This window comes from Bordetella genomosp. 2 (assembly GCF_002261345.1).
Lineage (GTDB): Bacteria > Pseudomonadota > Gammaproteobacteria > Burkholderiales > Burkholderiaceae_B > Bordetella_A.
Genome location: NZ_NEVT01000003.1, coordinates 263,274 through 275,544 on the forward strand (window position 1 = coordinate 263,274; position 12,271 = coordinate 275,544).

The following is a 12,271-nucleotide window of genomic DNA, read 5'->3' on the forward strand; positions in this document are numbered from 1 at the left end:
TCCGTGTGGAACGACGCCCGAACCACCAACCTGATCGCCAACACGCTGGCCGTGCTGGCGGTGGTGGCCATCCTCGTCGCAGGCGTGGTGTGGGTCGCGCATCGTCCGTACTTCACGCTATCGGCCATCGAGCTGGAGGCCGCGCCCGATACGGAGCTGCGCTATGTCTCGCCGGAGGCGGTGCGGGCGGTGATCGCGCGACGCTTCCAGGGCAATTTCTTCACGGTGGACCTGGACCATGCGCGCGAGGTGTTCGAGTCCGTGCCGTGGGTGCGGCGCGCCTCCATCCGCCGCATCTGGCCCGACACGTTGCGCGTGCGCATCGAGGAGCAGCAGCCGCTGGCCTTGTGGAACGAGAACCAGATGATCAATACCTGGGGCGAGGCGTTCACGGCCAACACCGGCGAACTGGACGACGACACCGTGCTGCCGCAGTTCTCGGGCCCGCAAGGCTCGGAGGGGCTGGTGGTGCAGCGCTACGCGGAACTGGCGCGCTGGTTCGCGCCGCTGGACCTGCACGTGCGCGAACTGGACTTGAGTCCGCGCTATGCCTGGAAGGCCACGCTGTCCAACGGCATGGTGCTGGACCTGGGGCGCGACCCGGGCGCCGATGCGCCGGATCCGCACGGCTTGCCGGGGGCGCTGCCGTTCGCCGCGCGCATCCAGCGCTTCGTCCAGGCCTGGCCGGCGGTGGCCAGCCGCCTGGAAGGCCGCACGGTGGCGCAGGCGGACTTGCGCTACCCGAACGGGTTCGCCCTGGCGCTGGTGCCGCTGGAAGCGCAGTCCAAACCGAAATCTCCATCCACATCTTCGAAGAAGCGTTAACGCCATGACCCGTGACATCAAGGACCTCATCGTCGCCCTGGATATCGGCACCAGCAAGGTGGTGGCCGTGGTCGCCGAAATCCTGCCGGAAGGACGCTTCGAAGTGCTTGGCCTGGGCCAGCACGAGTCGCGCGGCATGCGCAAGGGCGTCGTGGTCAACATCGAGACCACCGTCAATTCGATCCAGCGCGCGCTGGAGGAAGCCGAGTTGATGGCCGACTGCAAGATCCGCGACGTATACACCGGCATCGCCGGCAGCCACATCCGCAGCTTCAATTCGAGCGGCATGGTGGCGGTCAAGGACAAGGAGGTCACCGCGACCGACGTGGCGCGCGTGATCGAGACGGCCAAGGCGGTCAACATCCCGACCGACCAGCAGGTGCTGCACGTGCTGACCCAGGAGTTCATCGTCGACGGCCAGGAAGACATCCGCGAGCCGATCGGCATGAGCGGCCTGCGCCTGGAGGTGCGGGTGCACATCGTCACCGGCGCGGTGAGCGCCGCGCAGAACATCGTCAAGTGCGTGCGGCGCTGCGGGCTGGAAGTGCAGGACCTGATCCTGCAGCCGCTGGCCTCCAGCCTGTCGTGCCTGACCGCCGACGAGAAGGAACTGGGCGTGGTGCTGGTCGATATCGGCGGCGGCACCACCGACGTGGCCATTTTCACCGGCGGCGCGATCCGCCATACCGCCGTGCTGCCGATCGCCGGCGACCAGATCACCAACGACATCGCGGCCATGCTGCGCACGCCCACGCCCGATGCCGAGGAAATCAAGCTGCGCTACGGCGTGGCCAAGCAGGTGCTGGCGCGCCCCGACGAGACGGTCGAGGTTCCGGGCCTGGGCGACCGCGGGCCGCGCCAGGTCAAGCGCCAGGCGCTCGGGGCGGTGATCGAGCCGCGCGTGGAAGAACTGTTCTCGTTGGTGCAGCAGGTGGTGCGCGATTCGGGTTACGAGGACCTGCTGGCGTCCGGCGTGGTGCTCACGGGCGGTTCGGCGCAGCTGCCCGGCATGATCGAACTGGCCGAGGACGTATTCCTGAAACCCGTGCGCGTGGCGGTGCCCGAATACGAAGGCAGCCTGTCGGACGTGATGCGCAATCCGCGCTTCTCGACCGTCATGGGCCTGCTGCAGGAGGCGCGCATGCAGCGCGTGCGCGGCCGCAAGGTCGCGGCGCAGACCGGCAACTTCAAGAGCCTGCTGGCGCGCATGAAGGAGTGGTTCATGAACTGACCTTGGGGACAGACTGGGGCCTGTTCCTGGCACGCGCCGCGCATTGCGCGCGGGGCGGGCCGAAAGGGGAGACGTTTCAAACCCGTTGCGGACCGCGAGGCCGGCTTCGGCTTTGAGGCGATTCACAAAAGATAGGTTGTTGGGGAATTTTTGTGATTTGCTTATTCAGACTTGTGAGGGAGTCATCATGATGAACTTTGAGATGCTTGAGAACAACACCAAAGGGACCGTTATCAAGGTCGTGGGTGTTGGCGGCGCCGGCGGCAATGCCGTCGCCCACATGATTCGCAGCGGTGTCAACGGCGTGGATTTCATCTGCGCCAATACCGACGCGCAGGCGCTGGCGGCCACCAACGCGCCGGCGCAGATCCGCCTGGGCCGCACCGGCCTGGGCGCCGGCGCCAAGCCCGAGCAGGGCCGCGCCTCGGCGGAAACCGCGCGCGAGGAGATCCGTTCGGCCCTGAACGGCGCGCACATGGTGTTCATCACTGCCGGCATGGGCGGCGGCACCGGCACCGGCGCGGGCCCGGTCGTGGCCGAGGTCGCCAAGGAACTGGGCATCCTGACCGTTGGCGTGGTCACCAAGCCGTTCTCTTTCGAGGGCACCAAGCGCCTGAAAATGGCCGAGGACGGCATCGCCGAGCTGGCCAAGCACGTGCATTCGCTCATCGTGGTCCTCAATGAGAACCTGTATGAACTGATGGACGAGGACGCGACGCAGGAAGACTGCTTCAAGTCCGCTGACGACATCCTGCACAACGCTTGCGCCGGGATCGCCGAGATCATCAATGTCGAAGGCAATGTCAACGTCGACTTCGAAGACGTCAAGACGATCATGGGCGAGCAGGGCCAGGCCATGATGGGCACGGCGACCGCCAGCGGCGCCGACCGCGCCCGCGTGGCGGCCGAGCAGGCCATCGCGTGCCCGCTGCTGGAAGGCGTGGACCTGAACGGCGCGCGCGGCGTGCTGGTCAACATCACCGCCAGCCGCACCCTGAAGATGCGCGAGACCCGCGAGATCATGGAAACGATCCGCAGCTACGCTTCGGAAGACGCCACCGTGATCTTCGGCACTGCCTACGACGAGTCGATGGGCGACAACCTGCGCGTGACCGTGGTCGCCACCGGCCTGGGTCGCAATGTGGCGCGTCCGCAGCTGGTGCAGAACGTGGCCGAGACTCTGCGTACCGGCACCGACAACCTGCCCATGGGCGGGATGCAGCAGGGCGACTACCGCAACCTGGACATGCCCTCGGTGATGCGCAACCCGCGCACGCAGGCGTCGGCCCAGGTGCGGGCACTGGAAAGCTCGGGCATGGACCACTTCGACATCCCGGCCTTCCTGCGCAAGCAGGCTGACTGACGTCGCGCAACGGGCCGGGCAACCGGCCCGACTCCCTCAGCTCCGGCCCGTCTTCCCCGGGCGGGCCGGACGCGGGGCGGGGCGCGCCTTGCAATACGTAAAAGGGGACGCACTAGCCGGTAAATGTTTCAGGCGCGTGGCGCGCAACGTCCGCGGAGGTTACAATGCGCACTTATGCCGGTGATTTCATTGGTTTTTGGTGATACCGGTGCAACATACACAGCCCATGTTCCGACAACGCAGCATTCAGAATCTCGTTCGCACGACCGGCGTCGGTGTCCATTCCGGCCGGCGGGTCGAGCTCACCCTGCGTCCGGCCGAGGCGAATACCGGTATCGTGTTCCACCGCATCGATCTGCCGCAGGTCGTGGACCTGCCCGCGCAGGCCGCGGCGGTGGGCGACACGCGCATGGCCTCCGTGCTGCAGCAGGGCGATGTGCGCGTGTCCACCGTCGAGCACCTGATGTCGGCCCTGGCCGGCCTGGGCATCGACAACCTGCATGTCGACCTGACCGCCGAAGAAGTCCCGATCATGGACGGCAGCGCCGCCACGTTCGTGTACCTGCTGCGCTCGGCCGGCATCGTCGAGCAGAACGCCCCCAAGCAATTCATCCGGGTGCTAAAGCCCGTCGAGATCCGCGAGGGCGAAGGCCGCAACCTCAAATGGGCCCGCCTGGAGCCCCATGAAGGCTTCGCGCTGGCATTCTCCATCGACTTCCGGCACCCGGCCATCGACTCCACCGCCAACTTCGCCGAGATCGACTTCGCCACGCATTCCTACGTGCGCGAGATCGCCCGCGCGCGCACCTTCGGCTTCGTCAACGAAGTGGAGGCCCTGCGCTCCATGGGCCTGGCCCGCGGCGGCAGCCTCGACAACGCCATCGTCATGGACGAGTACCGCGTGCTCAACAGCGACGGCCTGCGCTACGACGACGAGTTCGTCAAGCACAAGATCCTCGACGCCATCGGCGACCTCTACCTGCTGGGCAAGCCCCTGGTGGCGCGCTATGTGGCGTGCAAGTCCGGCCACGGGCTGAACAACCAGCTGGCCCGCGCGCTGCTGGCCCAGCGCGATGCCTGGGAACTGGTCACCTACGAATCGCAGGCCGACGCTCCCCAGGCCTTTCGCCACGAATGGAAGCTGGCCTGAGGCCGGCGCGCCCCTAGCGGGGCTTGTGGTGTGCCAGCAGCCTGGCCACCGCGTCGGCCAACGGGCCGGGCTGCAATTTTTCCCGCAGTGTCTCGAACGCATCCAGGGCGGTGGCGCCCAGCGGTTCCGCCTCTTTGGGCGGCCGGGGTGATTTTGCCCCGGGTTTGGGCATTCCCGCTTGAACCTTGACCGCAATTTCGTTAAGGTTCCAGCCTTGGGCACCGAGTGCCTGTGCGATCCGCGGGCCAAGCTGACGCAGCTTGGCGGCATGCGCGGCACTGGGTACGGCCAGTTGCAGCCGCTGGTTTTCCAGCTTGGCTACCACGCACACGGCGCCCAGCGCCGGCGGCAGCACCGCCGCCACGGCGCGTTGTATTTGCAGGTGCGCGCGCGCCGTCGCCAACACGCCGGCGCCGCGTGCATCGTGACCCAGCCATCCCAGCGCGGTGTTTTCTCCCCGCCGGCTGGCAGAAGAACGTGAGCGGTATGAGCCAGGTCTGTTCATGCCAGTTCGATAACAGGATACGTATCTTGAAGATCGTCATTATGCACGCCCGCGACGGGCAGCCCGGGCAGGTCGCCCTGGGCGGCGCGCGCCTGGGCCTGATGGTGGCCGCCCTGTTGGCCACCGCGGCGCTGATCGGCGCCACCGTACAACGCTACCTTACTCCGGTTGTTCCGGCCCCGTATTCTGTCGACTGGCCCGCCTACGCGCAGAGCACGCAACCCGAGCGCGATGCCGCGTTCCTGCGGGAAAACGTCGGCATGCTGGCCGCCAAGGTGGGCGAATTGCAGGCCAAGCTGGTCGGCATCGACGGCCTGGGCCGGCGCGTGGCCCAGGTGGCCGGCGTGGCCTATACCGACCCGGAACTGGCCGCCGAGCTCAAAGGCCCGACCGAGGCCGCCCACGTCATGGACGACCTGTTCACCGACCGCCAGCCGCCCTCGGCCGAATCGGCCGAGGAACTGGGCCGCCGGCTCGACGAACTGCAAGCCCGGCTGACCCAGCAGACCGACAACCTGCGCATGCTGGACGTGGCCCTGACGCGCCGCTCGGCCGACCAGGCGCGCCTGCCCAGCACCCTGCCGGTGACCGACTATCCCTTCCTCAGCTCTTCCTACGGCTGGCGGCGCAACCCCGTGACGCATCGCTATGCCATGCACGAGGGGCTGGATTTCGCCGCGCCCTCGGGCACGCCCATCCTGGCGGCGGCCGGCGGCGTCGTGCTCGAGGCCAGCTACCTGGCCGGCTACGGCAACACGGTCGAGGTCGACCATGGCGATGGCCTGATCACCCGCTACGCCCATGCTTCCAAGCTGCTGGTCAAGCCCGGCGACCTGGTCGGGCGCGGCCAGGAGATCGCCCGCGTGGGCTCCACCGGGCGGTCGACCGGCCCGCACCTGCATTTCGAAGTCCGGCTGGCCGGCCAGCCGCTCGACCCCCGGCTGTTCCTGCAGTCTCCCGAGGCCCGCCCGCCCGTCGTGGCGCAGGCCCCCGACACGGCCCCGGTCCAGTCCGTCACGCGCTGAGGCGCGTTTCGCATCCTGCGGCGCGCCGGGCGGGGCCGATGCCTTCCAGGTGCGTTACACTCGATTGTTTCCCAGCGGTATTCGCCGCTCAACCAGACAATAATCCGTCACCGGCGGAGTCGGGCCCATCCGGGGCCGGGCGTCGCCGGCGCCGCCACCGACACGCATGGTTTCTCTGCTCAAAAAACTCATAGGCAGCCGCAACGACCGGCTGCTTAAGCAGTATCGCAAGCTGGTTACCCAGATCAACGCCCTCGAATCCAAGACCGCGGCGCTATCCGATTCGGAACTGGCGGCCAAGACCGACGAATTCCGCAACCGCCACGCCCAGGGCACCTCGCTGGACGACCTGCTGCCCGAGGCCTTCGCCGTCGTGCGCGAAGCCGGCAAGCGGGTCTTCGGCATGCGCCATTTCGACGTCCAGCTGCTCGGCGGCATCGCGCTGCACAACGGCAAGATCGCCGAAATGCGCACCGGCGAGGGCAAGACCCTGATGGCGACCCTGCCGGTGTACCTGAACGCCATTGCCGGCAAGGGCGTGCATGTGGTCACGGTCAACGATTACCTGGCCCGCCGCGATGCCGAATGGATGGGGCGGCTATACCGCTTCCTGGGCATGAGCACCGGCGTGGTGGTGCCCCAGCAGCCCAATGACGAGAAGATCGCCGCCTACCGGGCCGACATCACCTACGGCACCAACAACGAATTCGGCTTCGACTACCTGCGCGACAACATGGAATACCGCGTCGAGGACCGGCGCCAGCGCGGGTTGTCGTACGCGATCGTCGACGAAGTCGACTCCATCCTGATCGACGAGGCCCGCACGCCGCTGATCATTTCGGGGCAGGCCGAGGATCACACCGAACTGTACGTGCGCATGAACGCGGTGCCGCCGCTGCTGAAGCGCATGGCCTCGGAACCCAAGCCGCACGAGCCGGAGCCCGAGGGCGACTACTGGGTCGATGAAAAGAGCCAGCAGGTGTTCCTGTCCGAGACCGGGCACGAGAACGCCGAGCGCATCCTGTCGCAGCAAGGGCTGCTGCCCGAGGGCGAATCGCTCTACGACCCGCGCCACATCGCGCTGATGCACCACCTGATGGTGGCGCTGCGCGCCAATACGCTGTTCTTCCGCGACCAGCAGTATGTGGTGCAGGACGGCGAGGTCGTCATCGTCGACGAGTTCACCGGCCGCCTGATGGTCGGCCGCCGCTGGTCCGACGGCCTGCACCAGGCGGTCGAGGCCAAGGAAGGCGTGAAGATCCAGCACGAGAACCAGACGCTGGCGTCGATCACCTTCCAGAACTACTTCCGCATGTACGACAAGCTGTCGGGCATGACCGGTACGGCCGACACGGAAGCGTATGAGTTCCAGGAGATCTACGGCCTGGAAACCGTCATCATCCCGACCAACAAGCCGATGGTCCGCAAGGACCAGAACGACCAGGTCTTCAAGACGGCGCAGGAAAAGTACAACGCCATCCTGGGCGACATCCGCGACTGCCACGAGCGCGGCCAGCCGGTGCTGGTGGGTACCACCAGCATCGAGAACTCCGAGCTGCTGTCGGGCCTGCTCAAGCAGGCCAAGCTGCCCCACGAAGTGCTCAACGCCAAGCAGCACGCGCGCGAGGCCGAGATCGTCGCCGAGGCCGGCAAGCCGGGCCATATCACCATCGCCACCAACATGGCCGGCCGCGGCACCGACATCGTGCTGGGCGGCAGCGTCGACAAGCAGGTCGACCTGATCCGCGCCGACGAATCGCTGTCCGACGCCGAGAAGGAAGCGCGCATCGAGAAGGTGCGCGCCGAATGGAAGCCGGCCAACGAACAGGTCAAGGCCGCGGGCGGGCTGCGCATCATCGGCACCGAACGCCACGAATCGCGCCGTATCGACAACCAGCTGCGCGGCCGGGCCGGCCGCCAGGGCGACCCGGGTTCGTCGCGCTTCTACCTGTCGCTGGAAGATCCGCTGATGCGCATCTTCGCGGGCGACCGCGTGCGCGGCATCATGGAACGCCTGAAGCTGCCCGAGGGCGAGCCCATCGAGGCGGGCATGGTGACGCGTTCCATCGAGACGGCCCAGCGCAAGGTCGAAGGCCGCAACTTCGATATCCGCAAGCAATTGCTGGAATACGACGACGTCGCCAACGACCAGCGCAAGGTGCTGTACGCGCAGCGCAACGAGGTGCTCGAGGCCACGTCGATCCGCGCGTCCGTCGAGGGCCTGTGCGAAGCCGCGGCCACCGAGCTGGTGCGCCAGTACATCCCGGCGGATTCGGTCGAGGAACAATGGGACGTCGCCGGCCTGGAGAAGGCCCTGGCCGCCGACTGGCAGATCCAACTTCCGCTGGCGGACATGCTGGAAAAGGAGTCCAGCCTGACCGACGAGGACGTGCTGGCGCGCGTGACCGAGGCGGTGCGCAACGTATACGAGGGCAAGATCGCCCTGGTGGGCGACGAGGCCTGGTCGCAGTTCGAACGTTCGATCATGCTGCAGGCCATCGATACGCACTGGCGCGAGCATTTGTCCGCGCTGGATTACCTGCGCCAGGGCATTCACCTGCGCGGCTATGCGCAGAAGAACCCCAAACAGGAATACAAGCGCGAGGCGTTCGAGCTGTTCTCGGGCATGCTCGACCGCATCCGCGACGATGTGGTGCGCGTGCTGCTGACGGTACGGGTGCAGTCGGCCGAGCAGGTCGAGCAGGCCGCCGAGGCCGAGGCCAGCCAGCCGCATGTGCAGAACGTGCAGTACCACCACTCCGACTACGACGAGGCGCTGGCCGGCACCGATGCCGACGCGCAGCCCGCGCAGCAGCCGGTGCGCAACTTCGTGCCCAAGGTCGGTCGCAACGACCCGTGCCCGTGCGGCAGCGGCAAGAAGTACAAGCACTGCCACGGCAAGCTGGCCTGAGCGTCCGGCCATGTTGCACAGCGCCGACCGCACCGAGTTCGACCATGCCGTGGTCATGGTGCGGGAGCGCCTGGAGGCGCTGGCGCCGCACTTCGAGCGCCAGGGCTTCCGCCTGAGCGAAACGGCGGTGCACAACCTGGGGTCGTGCAATCGCCTGATCGTGCTCGATGGCACTTACATCGAGCTGCTGGGCTGGCCGCCGGGCGCGCCGCCGGCGCGCAAGGAAATCGCCGATTCGCCGTTCGGCCTGGAGGCGCTGGTCTTCCGCACCCACGACGCGGAAGGCACTTACCGGCGCCTGCGCGATGCGGGGTTCGCCGTGAACCCGGTGCAGGAACTGACCCGTCCGGCCCGGGTCGATGGCCGCGAGATGCAGGCGCGTTTCCACACGGTGCGTTTCGCCGAGCAGCCCATCCCGGGCATCCGCATGTATTTCTGCCGGCACCTGACGCCGGAGTGCGTCTGGGCGCCGGCCCTGATGGAGCACCCGAACGGCGCGCTGCGCATCCATCGCATCGAGGCGCGCGCCGCCGACCCGCGCGCCGTGGCGCAACGGCTGGCCACGGTGGCCGACGTGACGGCCGTACCGGCCGGGGCGGGTTGGGATGTGCCGTTGGGGAACCTGCGCCTGCATGTGACGCACGATGCGGCCACGCCGGCGGCCCTGTCGTCCCTGACGTTCGAGAACCGCGACGGGTCCCACTACACGTTGGATACGGGCGTCTAGTTTTGTGCCGCGGGGCGTTGCCCATAGACGATTGGCGGTTGCGGTTTCGAGGGGGTATTCCAGTAGGGCGTCCAGGCCGGCGCTGGGGAAGGCGGACCGGCCACGTCGCTCGGCTCGGGCGCGCCACCAGGCGCCCTCGGCCCCCTGCGGGGGCTGCCCTCCCTCCAACTGGCCGGTCCGCCTTCCCCAGCGCCGGCCTGGACTCACAGCAATAGCATGCCTCACGTTGTTGGTGTCAGACACCCCTGCGCACTGTCTTGCTTAAGGAGACGATGTGCACGGGGTGTCTGACACCGATCGGCACAAGATGCCTGGCACCGCCATGAGACATTGCGAGCCCGCGCGTGCCGGCGGGGCCTGGGCGGCCAGTTGGAGCGAGGGGAGCCCCCGCAGGGGGCCGAGGGCGCCTGGTGGCGCGCCCGAGCCGAGCGACGTGGCCGACCGGGCCCCGCCGGCACGCGCGGGCGTCTCAAGAACTCAATACCGGCCCAACAGAACTGAAGACAACCCGCCTAGCCGCCGACACTCGCGACCACATGGTTGACGCCCGTCTGCGCCTCGGCCCGCGCCACGCCGTAGATGTGCAGCGAGATGGCGATATCGTCCCCGGCGTTGCGCAGCCGGTGGATACGCTCCAGCCCCGGCGTCGCCGTGACCGCATCGCCGGGCCGGCGCAGCGCTTCTCCCACGGGCCATGCCAGCTCACTGTCCGCATCCCACCGGTAATGGGTCTCGCTGAGCTCGCCCTGCAATACCCGGTAGGTGCACCAGGTCTTGTGGCCGTGCACCGGAGTCGCCTGTCCGGGACGCCAGACCAGGTAGAAAATGGTGAAGCTGCCATGCGGGTCGCTGTAGGCCACGTGGCGCAGATAGGTGTCCGGGCTGCCCTGGCGCAGCGTCTCCGGCAGGTGGGCCAGCATGCCGCGCAGGTCGGCATCGGCAGAAGCCAGTTCGTCCAGCAGGCCGCGCGCTGCATTTTGCTGCGCCGCACGCACCGTGGCGCATAAAGAGTCCAGGCAGGAGTAGGCAAGCGTGGCAGCAGGCATGGCGAGGCAATGGCAGAGTAGACGATACCTTCCATGCTAGGCCTTGCGCCTGGAATCATTTTGCGAAATCAGGGCCGTTCGACCCGGTCGCGAGAAAAAATTTTGCCTCCACAGCCCTGCCGGCTCCGCAGGCTTTATGACGCCCGCCGCAGCCGTCATAATGCGCGCTTGCGGGGGCCCGCGCTGTGCGGCACCCAAAGGAGCTTGCATGAAGGTCGCAGTATTGGGGGCGGGCGTGGCCGGCGTCGCCGCCGCCTATTACCTGTGGCGCGACGGGCATGAAGTCGTCGTGCTGGAGCGCCAGCCCGGGCCGGCGCGCGAAACCAGCTTCGGCAATGCCGGCGGCCTGTGTCCCAGCTTCGCCGGCCCCTGGGCGGCGCCCGGCATGATCGGCAAGGTACTGAAAATGGCCTTGCAGCGCCAGGCGCCGATCCGGTTCTCGCTGTCGCCCAATCCGCGCAAGCTGGCCTGGCTGGCGCGCTGGCTGGGCAACTGCAACGCCGAACGCTTCCGCGCCAACAAACTGCGCATGCAGCGCGTCGCCCACTATAGCGATGCCTGCCTGAAAGCCTTGGCCGGCGCGGGCCTGCCGGTTGCGTTCGACTACCACCAGGACGGCACCCTGCAGGTGTTCCGCAGCGAGGCCGACCTGAAGGCCGTGCCCGCCATCACCCAGGCGCTGGACGAATACGAAGTGCCCTGGCAGCGGCTGGACGAAGCCGGCGCGCGCCGCCTGGAGCCGGCCCTGGCCGCCACGCGCGCGCCCATTGCCGGCGCCCTGTACCTGCCGCGCGACGGCTCCGGCGACAGCCACAAATTCGCCACCGGCCTGGCCGACTACCTAGCGGGCCAGGGCGTGACGTTCCGCTACGGCGCGCGCATCCGCGCGCTGGTGCGCCAGGGCGACCGCATCGCAGGCGTGCAGGTCGAGGGCGATGCCGGCCTGTGCGCCGCCGACGCCTACGTAGTGGCGCTGGGCCCGCAGGCGCCGTTCCTGCTGCGGCCGCTGGGCATCGCGCTGCCCATCTATCCCCTGAAAGGCTATTCGATCACCGCGGCCATCGCCGATCCGGCGTGCGCGCCGCGGGCGGCGATCATGGACGAATACAACAAGGTCATGATCTCGCGCCTGGGCGACCGCCTGCGCGCGGCCGGCATGGCGGAACTGAAGGGCTACGGGCTGGCGGTGGACCCGGCGCGCGTGGCCTTCCTGAAAGGCGTGGTGCGCGAGTGGTTCCCGGCCGGCGTCGACATTGACGGGGCGCAATCATGGGCCGGCCTGCGGCCCATGACGCCGGACGGCCCGGCCATCCTCGGCAAGACCCGCTACGCCAACCTGTACCTGGACTGCGGCCATGGCTCCAATGGCTGGACGCAGGCCTGCGGAACAGGCAAGATTGTGGCCGACATCGTGGCCGGCCGCCGGCCCGAAGTCGACCTGGAAGGCCTCACCGCCGACCGCTATGCCTGAACGCTGCCCTGCCGCTG

The 12,271-nt window shown here is 67.9% G+C and carries 10 protein-coding genes; 8 read left to right on the forward strand and 2 right to left on the reverse strand.

The window, feature by feature from the left end; all coding sequences use genetic code 11:
* Positions 1 to 3: 3 nt before the first annotated feature.
* The 4 genes from CAL24_RS03320 to lpxC all read left to right on the forward strand — a co-directional run bounded on the left by CAL24_RS03320 (position 4) and on the right by lpxC (position 4,569).
* Positions 4 to 825, forward strand: coding sequence for a cell division protein FtsQ/DivIB (locus tag CAL24_RS03320; RefSeq protein WP_094805713.1), 822 nt, complete (start codon positions 4 to 6; stop codon positions 823 to 825).
* A 4-nt stretch (positions 826 to 829) separates the two neighbouring features.
* A complete protein-coding gene (gene ftsA / locus CAL24_RS03325; RefSeq protein WP_028356837.1) occupies positions 830 to 2,056 on the forward strand; it encodes a cell division protein FtsA in 1,227 nt (408 codons plus the stop codon).
* 187 nt (positions 2,057 to 2,243) lie between these two features.
* Entirely contained in the window at positions 2,244 to 3,419 is a 1,176-nt protein-coding gene (gene ftsZ, locus CAL24_RS03330) for a cell division protein FtsZ (protein ID WP_094805714.1), read from the forward strand.
* 226 nt (positions 3,420 to 3,645) lie between these two features.
* Entirely contained in the window at positions 3,646 to 4,569 is a 924-nt protein-coding gene (lpxC, locus tag CAL24_RS03335) for a UDP-3-O-acyl-N-acetylglucosamine deacetylase (RefSeq protein ID WP_094805715.1), read from the forward strand.
* A 13-nt stretch (positions 4,570 to 4,582) separates the two neighbouring features.
* Here the strand turns inward: lpxC and CAL24_RS03340 are convergent, their stop codons facing one another.
* Positions 4,583 to 5,074 (reverse strand): flagellar hook-length control protein FliK, encoded by a 492-nt coding sequence (locus CAL24_RS03340; protein ID WP_028356834.1) that lies wholly within the window; start codon positions 5,072 to 5,074, stop codon positions 4,583 to 4,585.
* A gap of 41 nt (positions 5,075 to 5,115) precedes the next feature.
* Between CAL24_RS03340 and CAL24_RS03345 the strand changes: the two genes are divergently transcribed.
* The 3 genes from CAL24_RS03345 to CAL24_RS03355 all read left to right on the forward strand — a co-directional run bounded on the left by CAL24_RS03345 (position 5,116) and on the right by CAL24_RS03355 (position 9,737).
* A complete protein-coding gene (locus CAL24_RS03345) occupies positions 5,116 to 6,099 on the forward strand; it encodes a M23 family metallopeptidase (RefSeq protein ID WP_028356833.1) in 984 nt (327 codons plus the stop codon).
* Between the two features lie 166 nt (positions 6,100 to 6,265).
* Positions 6,266 to 9,010: a preprotein translocase subunit SecA gene (gene secA / locus CAL24_RS03350; protein ID WP_094805716.1), complete on the forward strand. Its 2,745-nt coding sequence runs from the start codon at positions 6,266 to 6,268 to the stop codon at positions 9,008 to 9,010.
* Between the two features lie 10 nt (positions 9,011 to 9,020).
* Positions 9,021 to 9,737, forward strand: a complete 717-nt coding sequence (locus CAL24_RS03355; protein ID WP_094805717.1) for a VOC family protein — start codon at positions 9,021 to 9,023, stop codon at positions 9,735 to 9,737.
* A gap of 512 nt (positions 9,738 to 10,249) precedes the next feature.
* Here CAL24_RS03355 and CAL24_RS03360 read toward each other — a convergent pair.
* On the reverse strand, positions 10,250 to 10,783 hold the full coding sequence (locus CAL24_RS03360; protein WP_094805718.1) for a cysteine dioxygenase family protein: 534 nt from the start codon (positions 10,781 to 10,783) through the stop codon (positions 10,250 to 10,252).
* Between the two features lie 208 nt (positions 10,784 to 10,991).
* Here CAL24_RS03360 and CAL24_RS03365 point away from each other — a divergent pair, with 208 nt between their 5' ends.
* The gene (locus CAL24_RS03365; protein ID WP_094805719.1) at positions 10,992 to 12,254 is read left to right on the forward strand and encodes a D-amino acid dehydrogenase; all 1,263 of its coding nucleotides are present in this window, start codon (positions 10,992 to 10,994) and stop codon (positions 12,252 to 12,254) included.
* Positions 12,255 to 12,271: the final 17 nt, after the last annotated feature.